General features: G+C 34.8%; 11 protein-coding genes. 6 read left to right on the plus strand and 5 right to left on the minus strand.

Annotated elements, in window-relative coordinates; all coding sequences use genetic code 11:
• The first annotated feature begins 403 nt into the window (after positions 1–403).
• Together E0Y80_RS06805 and E0Y80_RS06810 are read left to right on the plus strand one after the other, a co-directional pair.
• The gene (locus E0Y80_RS06805; protein ID WP_156306908.1) at positions 404–1,837 is read left to right on the plus strand and encodes an amino acid permease; all 1,434 of its coding nucleotides are present in this window, start codon (positions 404–406) and stop codon (positions 1,835–1,837) included.
• 17 nt (positions 1,838–1,854) lie between these two features.
• On the plus strand, positions 1,855–2,523 hold the full coding sequence (locus tag E0Y80_RS06810) for a lysoplasmalogenase (RefSeq protein WP_156306909.1): 669 nt from the start codon (positions 1,855–1,857) through the stop codon (positions 2,521–2,523).
• 54 nt (positions 2,524–2,577) lie between these two features.
• Here the strand turns inward: E0Y80_RS06810 and asnB are convergent, their stop codons facing one another.
• From asnB to E0Y80_RS06825, 3 genes are all read right to left on the minus strand, one after another.
• Entirely contained in the window at positions 2,578–4,269 is a 1,692-nt protein-coding gene (gene asnB, locus E0Y80_RS06815) for an asparagine synthase B (protein WP_156306910.1), read from the minus strand.
• Between the two features lie 249 nt (positions 4,270–4,518).
• Entirely contained in the window at positions 4,519–6,357 is a 1,839-nt protein-coding gene (locus E0Y80_RS06820) for a UbiD family decarboxylase (RefSeq protein ID WP_156306911.1), read from the minus strand.
• A 61-nt stretch (positions 6,358–6,418) separates the two neighbouring features.
• Positions 6,419–7,291 carry an SDR family oxidoreductase gene (locus E0Y80_RS06825; RefSeq protein WP_156306912.1) on the minus strand — a complete coding sequence of 291 codons (873 nt, stop codon included), beginning with the start codon at positions 7,289–7,291 and terminating at the stop codon, positions 6,419–6,421.
• A gap of 207 nt (positions 7,292–7,498) precedes the next feature.
• Between E0Y80_RS06825 and E0Y80_RS06830 the strand changes: the two genes are divergently transcribed.
• From E0Y80_RS06830 to E0Y80_RS06845, 4 genes are all read left to right on the plus strand, one after another.
• Positions 7,499–8,737, plus strand: a complete 1,239-nt coding sequence (locus tag E0Y80_RS06830; protein WP_156306913.1) for a deoxyribodipyrimidine photo-lyase — start codon at positions 7,499–7,501, stop codon at positions 8,735–8,737.
• Positions 8,738–8,937: 200 nt separating this feature from the next.
• Positions 8,938–11,679 (plus strand): 2-oxoglutarate dehydrogenase E1 component, encoded by a 2,742-nt coding sequence (locus E0Y80_RS06835; protein WP_156306914.1) that lies wholly within the window; start codon positions 8,938–8,940, stop codon positions 11,677–11,679.
• A 65-nt stretch (positions 11,680–11,744) separates the two neighbouring features.
• On the plus strand, positions 11,745–12,989 hold the full coding sequence (gene odhB / locus E0Y80_RS06840) for a 2-oxoglutarate dehydrogenase complex dihydrolipoyllysine-residue succinyltransferase (protein ID WP_156306915.1): 1,245 nt from the start codon (positions 11,745–11,747) through the stop codon (positions 12,987–12,989).
• Positions 12,990–13,080: 91 nt separating this feature from the next.
• Positions 13,081–14,100, plus strand: coding sequence for a hypothetical protein (locus E0Y80_RS06845; RefSeq protein WP_156306916.1), 1,020 nt, complete (start codon positions 13,081–13,083; stop codon positions 14,098–14,100).
• On the opposite strand, the gene E0Y80_RS06850 is transcribed toward E0Y80_RS06845, so the two are convergent.
• Both E0Y80_RS06850 and E0Y80_RS06855 read right to left on the minus strand, forming a co-directional pair.
• Positions 14,097–16,022, minus strand: coding sequence for an LTA synthase family protein (locus tag E0Y80_RS06850; RefSeq protein WP_156306917.1), 1,926 nt, complete (start codon positions 16,020–16,022; stop codon positions 14,097–14,099). The genes E0Y80_RS06845 and E0Y80_RS06850 overlap by 4 nt on opposite strands.
• 5 nt (positions 16,023–16,027) lie before the next feature.
• A complete protein-coding gene (locus E0Y80_RS06855; RefSeq protein WP_156306918.1) occupies positions 16,028–17,908 on the minus strand; it encodes an LTA synthase family protein in 1,881 nt (626 codons plus the stop codon).
• Positions 17,909–18,072 lie beyond the last annotated feature (164 nt).

An 18,072-nucleotide genomic window follows, 5' to 3' on the forward strand; every position in this document is an offset into this window, starting at 1 on the left:
TTAGAGCCTAGATAGCTGTCTATCTGGCTGTTATTATGATTTATCATTTTCATAAAATATATTTAGAAGTGGTTTAGGGATTATATTTTTCTAGACCATTTTTTTTTACTTCTCTGGTAATGTAATAGCAATTGCTTGGAAGCATATATTAAAATCCCATCGGGATAATATATTTGTCAAATCCCGAAGGGATGGAAAGTTATTAGGTTGGAGAATAAATAGTTTGGCGAGTTAAGGCTCGGGAATGACGGACGGTTATTTTAAATAAAATGGGTCTTGGCCAGGTTTCTAAGAAAAGATGTCCAAAAATTAAAATGAAAAATTTATCTTGGAGCTTTTATTGATTAAAATTCAATAATAAGGATTAGAATATATCATAATCAGGAATTAACCTTCAAAAAACGTGCAAGAAAACAAGGAAAAAGAACTAAAGAGAGGACTTAGCAATAGACATATACAGTTGATTGCTTTGGGAGGAGCGATTGGTACTGGATTATTTTTAGGAGTTGGGCAAGCAGCTATTTTAGCTGGACCTTCAGTTATATTGGGCTATGCTATCGCGGGCTTGGTTGCGTTTTTCATTATGCGTCAATTGGGAGAAATGGTTGTTGAGGAACCAATTTCAGGGAGTTTCAGTTCCTTTGCCAATAAATATTGGGGACCATTTGCGGGATATGCATCTGGATGGAATTATTGGTTATTATATATCTTAGTGAGTATGGCTGAATTAACAGCGATTGGCAAGTATGTTCAATTTTGGTGGCCAGAGATTCCCTTATGGACATCCTCCTTATTTTTCTTTATAGTGATCAATGTCATCAATTTAGCATCCGTTAAAGTCTATGGTGAGACGGAGTTTTGGTTTTCGATAATCAAGGTGGTTGCAATTATAGCGATGATTATTTTTGGGACCTACTTACTTTTATCTGGAAATGGCGGTGAACGAGCTACCGTCGCGAATTTATATAATGATGGGGGGTTCTTTCCACATGGTTGGTTGAGTGGTAATGGAGATATTGGGTATTCAGGATTATTGGCCGCGCTGGTCATAATCATGTTTTCGTTCGGGGGTCTAGAATTAGTTGGTATTACTGCCGCAGAAGCTGAGAATCCTGAAAAGAATATCCCAAAAGCTACCAATCAAGTTTTATGGAGGATTCTAGTTTTTTATGTTGGTGCATTATTTATTTTATTTTCATTGATGCCATGGAGAACTATAACTGCAGAGACAAGTCCATTTGTTGAGGTTTTTGCGACATTAAAAGGATTTCAGTTTGAACTTTTTGGTAAGACTTTTTATTTTACAACAATAATTGCCAATGCATTAAATATCATTGTTTTGACAGCTGCACTATCAGTATATAACAGTTGTGTATATAGCAATTCAAGGATGTTATATGGACTAGCTGAACAAGGAAACGCCCCAAAATTCCTAAAGAAACTTAATAAAAATCATTCTCCCGTGAATGCGATTTTGGCATCTGCAGCGATTGTTGCTATAACCGTCTTAATTAACAAAATCATTCCAAAAGAAGCTTTAGGTATCCTTATGTCCTTGGTTGTGTCAGCATTAATTATTAATTGGATAATGATAACATTAACTCATATGTTTTTTCGAAAGAAAAAAGATTCAGAGGGTATCAAAACTAAGTTTCCAACCATTCTCTACCCAATCAGTAATTATTTTAGTTTGTTGTTTTTACTTGGCGTATTATTAATGATGTGGTTTACTGGTTTAAAAATCTCGGTCGAGTTAATACCTGCATGGATTCTATTATTATGGATTAGCTATATCTTGGTTAAAAGAAATAAGGCAAAAGCCAATTCTCATTCCTAAAGCACATTGCAATTAAAATGAAGCATTATAAATTACATATTGCATTTTTTGGAATTGCATTGCTTCATTTATTAGCTATTTACTTTGCTTTGCCGAATCTTCGATACTTCAGCAAACCGCTAATTTGTCTTTTTTTAATCTATATCCTTTTCAAGGAAACCGGTTTAAAGAGGAATATTGAGAAGAACATTGCAATCGGATTATTTTTTGGTTGTTTAGGCGATATATTTTTAATGATGCATGACCAATTTATTTTGGGCCTGACATCCTTTTTAATAGGACATATTTTATATGTTATTGCATTTATAAAACAAACGAATCCAAAACAATTGGTAAAGCACAAAGGCTATATCTTGATAGCTGGAATTTTGTTATCCTATTCTTATTATCTATATACTGTTTTAAAGCCTAGTTTAGGTCCTTTAAAAATTCCAGTAATACTATACATAATCGTGATAGGCTTAATGGCTTTTTTCGCTTATACAAGGAAGCAGCAAGTAGGTTTTTGGAGTTTTTTGACAGTCTTTATTGCTGCCTTATTTTTCATTATATCAGATTCCATACTAGCAGTAGATAAGTTTGTAGCATATATTGCTAATTCTGGATTAATGATTATGAGCAGCTATATCCTAGCACAATATGGAATAACTTTAGGGACTATTTTGGATCAAAAAAGTAGGCTGTAAATTCTTACAGCCCACAATTAATACAAGTTGATATGATATGATTTAATATTTATACTAAGCACCGACAGATTGAGATTTTTTATCATAGCTTTCGTTGTGAACATTAGCTACCGCTCGTCCTGAAGGGTCATTGAGGTTTTGAAAAGAGGCATCCCAAGCTAAGGCCTCAGGGGTGCTACAAGCCACTGATTTAACAGATGGAACAGTTTTAGCAGCAGCATCAGAAGGAAAGTGAGATTCAAAAATACTTCTGTACAAATATTCTTCTTTGTTTTTTGGTGTATTGATAGGAAATCTTGAAGCAGCAGTTTCAAACTCTGTATCGGACACTTTCTGTTCAGCTTGTTCTTTCAATGTATCGATCCAAGAATATCCCACACCGTCTGAGAACTGTTCTTTTTGTCTCCAAGCAATTGATTCGGGCAAATAATCCTCAAAAGCTTTTCTAACCACCCATTTCTCCATCCTTCCATTTCTTATCATTTTATCTTCAGGGTTTATGGTCATCGCGATGTCCATAAATTCTTTATCTAAGAAAGGTACCCTACCTTCCACCCCCCATGCGGCTAATGATTTGTTTGCTCTTAAGCAATCATATAAGTAGAGTTTTTTTAATTTCCTAACAGTTTCCTCATGAAATTCTTTGGCATTAGGTGCTTTGTGGAAATAAAGGTAACCGCCGAATAATTCATCCGAACCTTCACCTGACAGAACCATTTTAATTCCCATAGATTTTATAACTCTTGCTAATAAATACATTGGAGTTGAAGCTCTAATTGTTGTTACATCATAAGTTTCAAGGTGATAAATCACATCACGGATAGCATCTAATCCTTCTTGAATAGTAAAATTGACTTCATGATGTATTGTACCGATATGATCAGCAGCTTTTTGAGCGGCAATAAGGTCTGGTGATCCCACAAGTCCCACAGCAAAAGAATGCAACTGAGGGTACCATGCATCTTCCTGATCATTAGATTCAATCCTTTTAGAAGCGAATTTTTTAGTAATTGCAGCAATTACAGAGGAATCGAGTCCACCGGAAAGTAAAACTCCATAAGGTACATCAGACATCAGTTGATGGTGAACCGCATCTTCTAGACCTTTTCTTAATTTATCGATATCAGTGATATTTTCTTTCACTGACTCAAAGGTTTCCCAATCTCTTTTATACCAACGTTTAGGTTCTAAACTTTCTTTACTGTATAAGTAGTGACCTGGAGGAAACTGCTCAATTACTGAGCAAAAACCTTCTAAAGATTTCAATTCAGAAGCAACAAATAATTGCCCTAATTCGTCCTTAGCATAGTACAGAGGAATTATCCCCATATGATCTCTAGCAACAAAAAAAGAATCATCACGAGAATCATAAAGGGCGAAACCATAAATACCATTTAAATCCTCTACGAACGAGGGCCCTTTTTCAAGATACAAGGCCAAAACAACTTCAGAATCAGATTGCGTTGAAAATTGATAATTAGGGAGTGAATTTCGTAATTCTTTGTGGTTATAGATTTCACCATTCACTGCAAGTACAACTTTTCCATCAGGACTAAACAAAGGTTGACTTCCAGATTTAGGATCTACAATAGCAAGCCGCTCATGAGCTAATAGAGCTTTCTCTGAGCTATAAATTCCCGACCAATCCGGCCCTCTATGACGAATTCTTTTTGACATTTCCAAGACTTGAGGCCTTAAGGATGTAAGGGGTTTTTTCAATTCAAATGCTCCGACAATTCCGCACATACGATTGTTGTTTTTATAATTATTTACCTATTTCTATGAATTAATGATACAAAGTAAAATAATTAAAAACAATTTTCATAATGTTTTTTGATTTTTATTGAATATTTTTCAATAATATTTAAGTTTCATTGATTAATTGATACCTATTTAGGTAAATTATTAAAAAAACGCATTGTATTTAGTTGAAATTAATCTATAAAAAAAGCCTATTAATGATTTAATAGGCTTTTACAAAAAATAAAAATTCGTTTAAATAACGCCATGCAAAGATCCGCCTTTAGCAGCCAACTGGTCTACCCTATTTTCGATTTGGGAATCTTTTATCAGATCTGGAGCATGATGAGGTTTTCTTCTAGCATCAATAATCACAGGTCCATGACAGCCCCAATGTTTGTGAGCAGTAAAACTTTCTATTCCGTATATATCATAAGCAGGATTAGATCTGGTGAAAGTCACCCAGACAAAATTATTTTCATTTTCAGCAGTAAATTTTGCATCGTCAGCCAAAACAATGAGTTGAATACCATTCCAATTAGCGTTTTTGGCTGCTTCACACCAATCTTCCAATACTTTGGCTTCCTCTTCATAAGACGTAAAGGATTTTCCATCCAGCACAATGATTCCAGGCAATGCTAATTTCATCTGGTTAAAAGGTCGAGGTAATTCCAAATTAGGAGGTAATTCTTTTAACAACTCTCTTTTAACATCTCCGACCGCTGCAAAAGTCACTTTAGAACCTGCATTTAATCCGTCACCGGAGTAATCTAATGTATCTATAGTTGTATTTGTAAGGAAATGTAAATCACGACTTAAATCAATTCTTTCAAAAATATGAGTAAAGAAATCTTTAATATTATGGATATCAAGTTTAGGATTGTCTTCAAAAGCTGAAATAAATAGATATTTAGCTAAACTGAGTTGATTTGTACCCAGAATTTGATTAGCAATTGTTAGTACTTCTTGAGGTCTTTCCACTTTTTGATATGGGGTATATCTTTCACTCCCGATGGCAAATAACAAAGGGTGGACACCAGCAGGGTCAACAGCATTTACAGCGTGTAATCCTGGAATTTGTTGAGGTATTGCATTACCAGTAATTTCATGGATTAAAGCACCGAAACTTGTGTCTTCCTGAGGAGGTCTACCTACGACGGTAAAAGACCAGATTGGATTTTGTCTGTGATATACTTTATGGACTTTCATTAAAGGAAAAGGATGAATTAAGGAATAATACCCAATATGATCTCCAAATGGTCCTTCAGGTTTATTTTCATTTGGATACACAGTCCCCGTAATCACGAAATCAGCATCAGCAGAAATGCAAAATCCTTCATCATCATAGAAATATCTAAACCTACGATTTCCCAAAGCGCCTGCGAAAATCATTTCAGATAAACCTTCAGGCAATGGCATAACAGCAGAAAGAGGATGAGATGGAGGACCACCGACAAAAATGCTAACTTTTAAAGGTTTACCTAGCTGGTTTGATTTAGTTTGGTGGACAGCAATTCCACGGTGTAATTGGTAATGAAGTCCAATTTCTTGATTCTGCACATATTCATTACCAGCAAGCTGAATTCTGTACATTCCCAAATTTGCATTCATTATACCTGGTTTTGTAATATCTTCGGTATATACTTGAGGCATCGTTACGAAAGGTCCACCATCCATGGGCCAGTTAACAATCTGAGGAAGTTCAGAGATTTTTGTTTGTCCAAATAAAATTGGTGCTGCGGATTTCTTTTTCCAAGGCAAAGCACCTAATGCAACTAATGAAGATCCTGCGTAATCAAAAGGTTTCTTTAAAACTGACATGGGATTCATTTTTACATCTACCAATTTTTTAACATGATCTAATGAATCCCGGAACATGAACTTAGAACGATCAAGAGTTCCAAATAAATTAGAAACAGCTGGAAACTTAGATCCCTTAATGTTTTCGAAAAAAAGTGCTGGTCCTTTAGCATCATATACACGCATATGAATGGCTGCCATTTCTAAATAAGGGTCAACTTCTTCTTTTATTCGGATTAAGTGACCATTTCTTTCAAGGTCAGCAACGCAATCTTGTAGACTTTTATATCCCATAATTAATACACTATTAGCTACAAATGTAAGCTAATATGTATAATTAAAGAAGGTGTCAGATTTATTGATCAAATTTAATGACCTGATCTAATGGAGTAAATGAGAAGAGAATTATATTTTTCCAAGAGGTATTATCAATTGGATATTCCTGCTGCATAAGTCGTTTGAATTCAACAACATCTTCTTTGTGAATATGATAAGCTTTTTTGAACATCATATTCATGATAAAGTGAGGGAGTAAAATACTTTTTACCTCAGCATTAGGATAAAGTGTTTTTTTATAAAGCCTGTACATTTCCTGTACGGTAATGGTTTTGGGTCCGCCGATTTCAATGGTTTGATTTATGAAATGTTTATCCCAATCGACATTATAAATCCATCGTAATAAATCCAATGATGATATTGGATTAAATTTGACCTTGGCAAACATATTATCATAGGGCAAGTACTTAGCATTGATGAGTTGGTGCATATATTTGTCCAAAACGCTTCCTTTACCAATGGCTAAGTTCTTTAAGACAATGGTATAAACAATATTTGATGCTTTTAGTAGGGCTTCAATATGAGGGACAAAAGGTTTATCCATCAGTCTAGCAATATAGACTAATCTTCCACCTCCATTAAGTTTTGTAAGCTCAATGAAATTCTTTAAAGTAATAAGTTCTAAATTAAGGTTTACATATTCACCTAATGAGGGGACATGCGTAATATATATTGCTAAACCGAGATCAGAATCAATTTTAAAAGCATCAAATTCCTTTCCTTTACGCAATAAATCTACACGATCAAGAGTTGCAGTAGATTCTTCAGTTTTTCTAGCATTGAATAGCTCTAAATCTCTAACAATTCCATGTACATTAAAATCGTCCCTTGCTAAGTTACTCATTGCTCTTTTTCCTAAATAGGAATTTAAGCCAGATAATAACACTTCCATCTCACCTCCGCATATTTGAAACAATAATTTTATTTAAATGCAAACAGAATTAAACTTGTAAAGTTTAAATTTTCTAAAAATTTTACAAAAAAAGCAAAATTTTACCAATAATTATATTGTCTATGGGATGTAAAAATCGCTTCTCTAGTTTATTTAAGAGCATATAATAGATTATATTTGTTAGGTAACGCATTTCGTGGAAAAAGTATGAGTAAAAAAGTGGTTCTTGTTTGGTTTAGAAATGATTTAAGGCTACATGACAATGAGGTTTTGTCAGAGGCTATAAACAAATCTGATCTGATCATCCCTGTTTACTGTTTTGATCCTCGATATTTTACTAAGGACCAATTTCAACACTATCGAACAGGTATAAAAAGAGGGAAATTCTTACTTGAGTCAGTTTCATATATTAAGGAACAATTACAAGCGATGAATAGTGACCTTATGGTTTTTGTTGGGAAACCAGAGGATTTATTACCGCAGCTATGTTCAAAATATGAGGTTGATGAAGTTTATCATCATCGAGAAGTAGCCTCCAGAGAGACCCAAATCTCGGAATCTGTTGAATCTGCGTTATGGAAAAACAAAATAAACTTACGACATTTTATAGGTCATACCCTCTATCATAAGGAAGATCTACCCTTTCCTATAAAAGATATACCTGACAAGTTTAATATTTTTCGAAAGAAAGTTGAGAAAGAAAGTACGGTTCGACCATCCATTTCTGCTCCGATTTCAATACCAAGCCCTCAACATTTAGAAGAAACGCATCTACCCAGTCTCGAAGATTTAGGTTATTCTTCGGAAGATATTGAGAAATGGGGATCTAAAGAATTTGAAGGTGGAGAGCGTTTTGGTATTAAGAAATTAAAGAAACTCTTGGATCCAAATTATACAGGCAATGAGAATTTCACATTAATTTCGCCTTATATAGCTATTGGGTCCTTATCTCCTATTTATGTTTATCATGAAATGAATACTTCTAATTTGAGTCAAAATAAGAAGAGATTTGAGCGATTGACCAGCATGTTACTTTGGCGCGATTACTTTAGATTTATGCTCAAGAAATATCCTAATGTATTTTTTAAATTAAATGGATTAGATTCAGAACATTTAAATCCGGAGCATATCGAAGATGGGGCGGTTATTAATTGGGAAAAAGGAACAACTGGAGACCAAGAGATAGATGATAATATTCGGACATTAATAGAAACGGGAAACATTACCTACGCAGAAAGAAGGTTACTTTCAAAATATTTCACACAAGAAACTGGTTCAAACTGGTTGTTTGGAGCGAGTTTTTTTGAGGAGCATTTACTGGATTTTGCTCCTGCAACTACATATGGATTTTGGTCACATATGGCAGGAGTTGGTACGAGTCAGAAGGAAAACAGTTGTTCAGATTGGCAAGAGCTGGCAAAACGATTGCTAGTCTCAAAGTCCTGATGAAGTAAACATGTTTTTACGTTTACTTTTCATTCCTTTATATAACGAAAACCTAAATCTTATTTATTTTCGACTAATATTTATTTCATAATAAGAATACTTTCAAAAACATGCTAAAACATTGTATTTTATATTGATTAAATGCGGAAAAGTATGTTTATTATTTATAAATTTGGCAAAATTTTATCACCCCAATCCACATGGACAAATTGACATTTTTGAGTAATGCAGATTCGAGTTACATCGACGGATTATATCAATCTTACAAAGCTGACCCCAATTCCGTAGACTTTGGTTGGCAAAAGTTTTTTGAAGGATTTGACTTCGGTCAAACATCTGAAGGCGGATCTGTAGAATCTGTAGAAGGTGTTTCAGACCACGCATTAAAAGAGATCAACGTATTAAACATGATCCATGGTTATAGAGACCGTGGTCACTTATTCACCCAAACGAACCCTGTTCGTGAACGTCGTAAATATTATCCGGGCAAAGAATTGGAAACCTTTGGTCTATCAGAATCTGATATGGACACAGTTTTCAATGCTGGAGTTGAAGTTGGTTTAGGCCCTGCAAAATTAAGAGACATACGTCAGCTGATTGAAGACACATACTGTCGTTCAATAGGTGCTGAATTCAAATATATCCGTAATCCTGAAAAAATAAAATGGTTGCAAGACCACATGGAAGCGGACAGAAATCAACCACATTACGATATTGATCAAAAGAAGAGAATTTTCAAGAAGTTAAATAGAGCAGTAATTTTCGAGAGTTTTTTAGGGACAAAATTTTTGGGACAGAAGCGTTTTTCACTTGAAGGGGCAGAAAGTTTAATTCCAGCATTGGATTCAGTGATTGAGAAAGGTGCAAGCTTGGGAATCCAAGAATTTATGATTGGAATGGCTCACCGAGGCCGTTTGAACGTTTTGGCAAACATCATGGGGAAACCCTACAAGACTATTTTCTCGGAATTCGAAGGAAAGATGTATGCTGAAGAAGATCCTGAATTGCAATTTGGTGGTGACGTGAAGTATCACTTAGGCTATTCTTCGGATGTTACGACAGAGGATGGTAAATCAATTCACCTATCCTTAGCACCTAACCCTTCTCACTTAGAAACAGTAGACCCTATCGTTGAAGGTATTACACGTTCTAAAATCGACATGAAATACAATGGCGATTCTTCAAAAATCGCTCCTATCCTTATTCATGGAGATGCTGCTATCGCAGGACAAGGCATTGTATATGAGGTTACTCAAATGTCAAAACTTGAAGGATATCGCACAGGCGGTACGATCCATATTGTAATTAACAATCAAGTGGGATTCACTACCAACTATAAAGATGCTCGTTCTGGGACGTATTGTACGGATGTTGCGAAGATATCTTCATCTCCGGTATTCCATGTTAATGGTGATGATGCAGAAGCTGTAGTTTATGCGATTAATTTAGCGGTTGAATACCGTCAAAAATATAAAACTGACGTTTACATAGATTTATTATGTTACCGTCGTTATGGACACAACGAGGCAGATGAGCCTAAGTTCACTCAACCATTGTTGTATAAAGCAATTGAAAAGCATCCTAATCCAAAGGATGTATACGCTAAGAAATTAGTGGATGAAAAATCAATTGATCAAAACTATGTTAAAAACATAGAGAAAGAATTTAAGGATTATTTACAAGACCAATTAGACATTGCTAAGAAAACGGATAAATTGGATGATGAGATTCCAATGTTCGGAGGAGCATGGAAAGGTTTGCATGCGGCGAAGAAAGCAGATATTTCTGAAGAAGTAGATACAAAGGTTGCTTCAAAGGAGTTCTTAAAATTAGCTACAGAAATCACAACACTACCGAAGGACAAAAAATTCTTCCGTAAGATTTCAAAATTGTTCGAAGATCGTGCAGCTATGGTTAAAAATGACAGCTACGATTGGGCAATGGGGGAATTAATGGCATATGCTACCTTATTGGATGAAGGAAAACGTGTTCGTATTTCTGGACAAGATGTTCAGCGAGGCACCTTCTCTCACCGACATGCAGTTCTTACTTTGGAAGATTCTGAAGAAAAGTATATTCCTTTAGCGAATGTAAATGGAGGTGAAAGATTTAATATCTATAACTCATTACTATCAGAATATGCTGTTTTAGGGTTTGAATATGGATATGCCTTGGCAAATCCACAAGCATTGACAGTTTGGGAAGCTCAATTTGGAGATTTTTATAATGGGGCTCAAATTATTGTAGACCAATATTTATCAAGTGCAGAGACAAAGTGGAAAAGATCAAACGGTTTAGTGATGATGTTGCCACATGGTATGGAAGGTCAAGGACCGGAGCACTCTTCTGGCCGCATTGAGCGTTTCTTGGAATTATGTGCGAATGATAATATGATTATTGCAAACTGTACTACCCCTGCAAATTATTTCCACTTATTGCGTCGTCAATTAGTTAGAGACTTCCGCAAGCCATTGATTGTTTTTACTCCTAAGAGTTTATTACGTCATCCAAAGGTTGTTTCTAAACTAGATAACTTTACCAAAGAAAACTTCCATGAGGTTATCGATGATACCTACGCAAAACCAACCACGGTAAAACGTGTATTATTTTGTTCAGGTAAGATATACTACGATTTGTTAGAAAAGCAACAAGCAGACAAGCGTACAGATATTGCTATAGTTAGAATTGAGCAAATATATCCAGCACCAGTAGATCAACTGAAGGCCATTCGTGCGAAATACAAAAAAGCTACGGAGTTTATTTGGGTTCAGGAAGAAAATGAGAACATGGGAGCATGGCCATATTACTGTCGTATTTTCAACAGAACAGATTTGGAGTTCACGGAACACATTTCACGTTCAGAAAGTGGAAGTCCAGCAACAGGTTACATGAAGAAGCATGTTGCACAACAAGAAGCGATAATTAATAAATCATTTGAATAAACAATTTGTTTAACCTACCGTTGTAATATTATAGTATATTTAGTGGAGGTTTTAAAAAAGTAAATATGAGCTTAGAAATCAAAGTCCCTTCGGTTGGGGAATCAATTACCGAAGTAACCTTGGCCCAATGGCTAAAACAAGATGGTGATTACGTCGAAATGGACGAGAACATTGCCGAATTGGAATCTGACAAAGCAACGTTTGAATTACCTGCGGAAAAAGCTGGTATCCTACGGATCATTGCACAAGAAGGTGATACCTTAGAAATTGGTGCTGTTGTTTGTACCATTGAAGATGGCGATGCTCCATCTGGTTCTGGGGATGCACCTGCAAAAGAGGAAGCTCCAGCTGTGAAGGATGAATCTAAACCTGCTGCAAAAGCTGAAGCCGATGAAAGTCCAGAGACATATGCTGCCGGCACTGCGTCACCTGCTGCTGCAAAAATCTTGAGAGAAAAAGGTATCGATCCTTCAACAATAAAAGGAACTGGTAAAGACGGTAGAATCACCAAAGAGGATGCTGAAAAAGCTCAATTGGCTCCAGCTAAGACTGAATCTAAACCTGCTGCACCTTCTGCAGTAACCCCAACTACTCCAGTGAGCAAAGGAGATCGTGTTGAACGCCGTGAGAAAATGAGTTCATTGCGTAAAACAATTGCTAAACGTTTAGTAGCTGTGAAAAATGAAACAGCAATGTTGACTACATTCAACGAGGTTAACATGCAACCTATCATGGATCTTCGCTCTAAGTATAAAGATGTATTTAAAGAAAAACACGGTATTGGTCTTGGTTTCATGTCATTCTTCACAAAAGCGGTTACTACTGCATTAAAAGAATGGCCTGCAGTGAATGCTCGTATTGATGAAAATGAAATAGTTTATTCAGACTTTGCTGATGTTTCTATTGCAGTTTCTGCTCCAAAAGGCTTAGTAGTTCCTGTCATTAGAAATGCAGATTCAATGGCTCTTTATGAAATTGAAAAAGCAATTGCTGAATTAGCTGGTAAAGCACGTGACAACAAATTAACCATCGAAGAAATGACTGGTGGTACCTTTACGATTACAAATGGCGGTGTATTTGGCTCAATGATGTCTACTCCGATTATCAATGCCCCTCAGTCAGCAATCTTAGGTATGCACAACATTATTCAAAGACCAATTGCAGAGAATGGTCAAGTTGTAATACGTCCTATGATGTACATTGCTCTTTCTTATGACCACCGCATTATCGACGGTCGTGAATCAGTAAGCTTCTTAGTTCGTGTAAAACAATTATTAGAAGATCCAGCTAGATTATTATTGGAAGTTTAATTCCAATAAATAGATAATTTATAAAAGGTCGCCTGAAATCAGGCGACCTTTTGTATTTTTATAGGATTTTCATGTTGATTCAATATATTCTATGCAAATAAACAACAAATCAATATCGCGAATATTTCTTACCATACTTTTAATAACTCTATCTACCTTAAGCTTTGCACAAAAAATAGGATTAGGTGTAGACTTTTTTGGATATGCTGATAATCGTGAATACGGAGCTCAATATACTATCCCCAAAACATTTTTTGGGGCAACTATTTCCCCAAATCTATATTTTCAATTAGAGGAAAACCATCGCATTTATGGTGGTATCCATTTTAACCAAGAATTTGGAAAACATGTCGAAAACAAGAGCCGATTAAACCCTATTGCATATTATAATTATAAAACCGAAAAATTTGATTTTGCATTAGGATTTATTCCAAGATTTGAACGGTTAAAAGACATTCCTCGAATGGTCTTAGCAGATACATTCATGTATGATCGTCCGAATATTGAAGGAATGTATTTCAATTATCAAAATGGCAATGTACAGCAATCAGTTTTCATCGATTGGATGAGTAAACAAAGTCCTACAAAAAGAGAGCAATTTGTTGCGGGTATTTCTGGAAAGTATGGGTTTGGAAACTTCTTTGTACGCAATGATGGATTGCTATACCACAATGCGCTTACAAGTAATGATAGCATTGATGAACATATTCAGGATAATGCGGTAATTATGTTAAGGGTTGGCATTGATTTAAGCACTAAGACATTCTTGGACTCCTTGAGTATAGATGCAGGTGGAGCTATAGGTTTTGACCGTGTACGATCAGTCTATGATATGAAAAAATCTACAGGATTTATTTCTAATGTGCATTTGGGTTATAAACGATTTTTTATATCTAACAGCCTGTACTTAGGTCAAGCGATGAACTTGCCTAATGGTGATTCATTCTATCATCGAGACAGCTATGATAGGCTGGACCTGGGCTGGGTTCCGTTTAAAACTGATAAAATAGAAGGGAAATTTACTGCATCCTTCCATTTCTCTCCTGGTCAGGTTGATAATCAACAAATGTTTACCTTGAGGTATAATTTTGGAAGAACAATATTCAATTAATCGGCGACCAATTTATTCTTAATCATTCTGTTGTTGTACTGTTGCATAAAAGCTTCTAAAGTTCTCAAAAGAGAATCTTGCACCTGAGGAACTTTACCTTTCAGGTCATTCGTCAAAAACTGGTCTTGTTTTAGGTTGTAGACAGATTTAACTTCATTATTGCCATAAGTCATAAAATAATCACCTTTGAAAAAGTTATAAATATTACCAATATTACTGACCACAAAATTATTTTTTTCAGGAGAAAATGCATCAAATCCAAATGAAAAGTAAGGTTTATCATATTGAAGATAATTCAATACAGTAGGCATAATATCTATTTGTTGAACTAACTTATCCGACAGACCATTTAACTCTCCACCAGGGTAGTAAAACACAATTGGAATAGCAAAAGAATTAGGCATTGTATTATATTCCTTGAAATGACTCATACTGGCATGATCAGCACAGATTACAAATAATGTATTTTTGTACCATGGACTTTTAGAGGCGGTTTCAAAGAAACGTTTTAAGGCATAATCAGCATAACCCAAAGGTTCATGCAAAGGAAGAGTTCCTTTAGGAAATTTATCTACATATTTTTCAGGGACTTTAAACGGATGATGGGAAGATAATGAAAAGAAGCTCGAGAAAAAAGGTTCTTTCATTCCATCGATTTTTTTGGCCATGAATTGCATGAAAGGTTCATCCCATATACCCCACATACCATCAAAGTCAGAATCATTATTATACTCATTTTTACCATAATAATGTTGAATTCCCGCCAATTGCATATAAGCCGAAAATCCCATACTACCATTTGGCGCTCCGTGGAAAAATGATGTTTCATAGCCTTTTTCTGCCAGTAACTTGGCTAAACTTGTGGTTTTATTGCCTGAATAAATTGAAAGTACAAAAGGCTCACCAATAGAAGGAACACCTGTAATAACCGAAGGCAATGCATCAATGGATTTTCTACCATTTGCATAGGACCTAGTAAAAGTATAAGATTGTTGAATTAAAGAATCTAAAAATGGAGTATAACCTTTATATGTTCCATTATCCAATTGTTTATTAAAAAAACCGATATGTTCTTTACCGAAGCTTTCCAAAATCAGGACGACTACATTCAATTTCTTAAATTCTGTAGAATCTTTAGGAAGATGAATTACCGGATAGACCTTATTCAACTCCTCATCAGAATAGAAACTTTCTTCCTTTAATGTTACAGCCTTCAAGGTTTTCAAAATTGAAAATGGCGTATTCAAGACGATATTCATTTCTTCAGGAGCTTTCACATAATCGCCGGCATTGCTTAAAGTAATTGGTCTAATACTATGAGCCCAACCACCCCTAACCCCGCCAACGAATAAGAAAGCAACGGTTAGTAATAATGCCAATTGAACCGAATAAAATTTCCAATTAAATACTTTAGGTTTTTCAACGATAACTAAATCATAAACTTTAATTAATCCCCAAATAATGAATGCAAAACATAGGATAAGGTACCAATACTCCAAACCGAAATCAAAGAAGAGTTTTCCAATATTTTCTTCATTAGCAAACTGGCTGAATACAGTCCCAGTAGTCCTTTTTAAGGTAAAAGGATAATAGGCAAAATCAACAAGATTTAAGGCTATTCCTATACTGTTTGTGACAACAAATATCCATTTAGTAACTTTTCTATAGGCTTGATTATATTTAAAAGGAATTGGAAATGCTTCAAGGAGAATGTAAAGTAAATTAATATAAAGCAATGCTACAATATCAAATTTTACCCCACCAAACATCATGAACATGAGTTCACTGAAAGAAACTTGCGGAAATTGGGCAATATTAAATCCATAGAATCCAAGTCTCAGAATAGCATATATCAGCAATAACACGAATAAGCGTAATGCCAATGCCAGATAGGGTCCAAACCAGCCTTTTAATCTAATCATGTCTTTTAATACTTCATAAAATCTTCATATACTCCTTGATAATAAGCTTTAGCAATATTCACTAAACTATCTTTCTGAGCTTTTGGATAAAGGTCATTTGCGTTAAAATTTACTTGATTACCTATTCTGTCATAGGAGATTACATCCTGAGGCGTGATAATTCCAAAAGCATCTTTTGAATTATAAAACGCCACTTGAGGAATACTTTTATTCAATAAATCTCTACTCCATTTATATCGATCAGACGGTAATTTTAATTGATTTAATAGGGTTTTAGCAAGATCAGTTTGATTTGCCACAGTATTTATTATTTTTCCTTTAAATTCCTCTTTGATAACGTCTCCAAAAAACAATAAAGGGATATGGAAACGTTGAGGATGTGAAATATCCCATTTTTCAGTTGGTAAGCGATGACCATGATCGGCAATTAAAATAAACAAGGTATTCTTATACCAATCTTTTTTCTTAGCAGCTTCAATAAATGTGTGTATTGATTGATCCGTATAATATGCGGTACTTTTAAATTTGTTTACATTATTATCATTTCCAAATTTATAAGATTCATTTAGTTCAAATGGTTCATGATTTACCAATGTAAAGATACTAGAAAAGAAAGGTTGATTTTCGTCATCTAGATCATCGATCATTCTTTCAAACACTAAGTGGTCATAAATTCCCCAAGATGTTCTTGGCAAGAGAGGATTAAAATTGAGAACATCCACTACCCTATCTATTCCATGGGAAAGCATATAAGATTTAAAGTTATAGAATTCACTTTGTCCTCCATGATAGAATGAAGTTTTATATCCAGCATTAAAGAATTCCTGACCAATTGCGGGCATATTTTCATGTTTGTCAATATATTTAATAATACTTTCTGGCCCTTGTGCAGGGAATCCGCTGAATACGGCGACCATACCTTTATCAGATCGGTCGGAAGCTGCATATATATGATCAAAAAAAAGTCCATTAGAAATCATGTCTTCAAAGTGCGGTGCAATTCCCTTTTCCCCACCTGTTGATTCAATCAGATCAGCTACATAACTTTCAATTAAAATTAGAACGACATTTGGTTTTTTAGTATTCAATATAGAGAAAGCAGAGTCAGGATTTTCGGCAAATACAGGTTTTAGAGTTTGTTGTATTTCCTGATCAGATGAGAAATATTTATAGGGGGATCTCATCCTTTGATTACGCGTAAAATATTCTCTCATTAAGGAATAATGGGTATTTACTGCAGCATGATTATAGAAAGTTTTAGAAGAAAAATAGGCTTTACTTGGATTTAATGGAGCTCTTCCAAAACCGCCTCGAATAAAACCAAAAAGGACAAATCCTCCAATTAAAAGAATTAGCAGTAATTTCCAATTAGGGATTTTATTTGGAAATTTTATATTTCCAAAAAGATAGCTAAATAGTGCATAACTAGCAGCAGTAAGGATAACAATTCCTAATACAGGGATCAAAATAGGTGTAGCTTCTGCTGAAGCTGCTGCACCTGCAGCGTCCTCAGCGATAGCGTCAATTGCACGTTTCGATATTTTGTCGCCCCACTCTCTATAGATATTGATATTAGCAAACGAAATGATTTGAAAAAAGAGTATGACAATAAAAGTATATGATTTCAACAATTTACGTTTTAGACCTTCATTGTTAGAGAAATTAAGCGCTAAGAAACCAAGGAAAGGGATTACGCAAATATAAGAAGCCATAGAAAAATCAAGAGACCAAGCATGGAGATAAATCCTCAATATATCTTTAATATTTGAAAAATTGATTTTGTCGGGGAATGAGATTAGAAAAATAAAGCGATCAATGAAGCTCATCAATAGCCAAAAGGCAAAATAAAGCAAGAAGCCCGTTAAATCTTTGACAACATTCTTCATTTCATAATAAATTTCAACCGCCAAATTTACATTAAATGGGAATAGGAAACAGTTAATAAAGATTAAAATTTCAAATAAATGGGATAGGTTATTTATTTGCTATGAACTGATGGGAAATAAGCCTATAAATCCGTATTTTTGTACTCCTTTTAGAATAATGAAAA

Source organism: Sphingobacterium endophyticum (assembly GCF_009733535.1).
GTDB classification, from domain to species: domain Bacteria; phylum Bacteroidota; class Bacteroidia; order Sphingobacteriales; family Sphingobacteriaceae; genus Sphingobacterium; species Sphingobacterium endophyticum.